This is a genomic window from Streptomyces sp. SID13726, from assembly GCF_010548375.1.
GTDB lineage: Bacteria > Actinomycetota > Actinomycetes > Streptomycetales > Streptomycetaceae > Streptomyces.
Genome location: NZ_JAAGLY010000499.1, coordinates 1 through 432, shown reverse-complemented (window position 1 = coordinate 432; position 432 = coordinate 1). Strand labels below are relative to the sequence as shown.

General features: G+C 70.8%; 1 protein-coding gene. It reads left to right on the top strand.

Annotation, left to right across the window (positions count from 1 at the left end):
• Window positions 1-432, top strand: a 432-nt coding sequence (locus G3I78_RS48785) for a metal ABC transporter permease (protein ID WP_164437090.1), incomplete at both ends; no start/stop codon positions are given.

Sequence of the window (432 nt, the reverse complement as noted above, 5' to 3'; positions counted from 1 at the left end):
ATCGTGTGCGGCGTGCTGTCGTGCTGGCTCGTGCTCGTCGGCTGGTCCCTCATGGGCGACGCCGTCTCGCACGCGGTCCTGCCCGGCGTCGTGCTCGCGTACGTGGTGGGGGCGCCGTTCGCGCTCGGGGCGCTGGTGTTCGGGCTGCTCGCGGTCCTGCTCATCGGCGCGGTCCGGGACACGAGCCGCGTGAAGGAGGACGCAGCCATCGGGGTCGTGTTCACGACGCTCTTCGCGCCCGGCCTCGTGCTCATCTCCGTGACGCCGAGCCAGACCGACCTCAACCACATCCTGTTCGGCAATCTCCTCGGGGTGTCGCGCGCCGACCTGCTCCAGGTGCTGGTCCTCGGCGCGGTGACGCTCGTCGTCGTCGTGCTCAAGCGGCGCGACCTCACGCTCTACGCGTTCGACCCGACCCACGCGCACGCGATC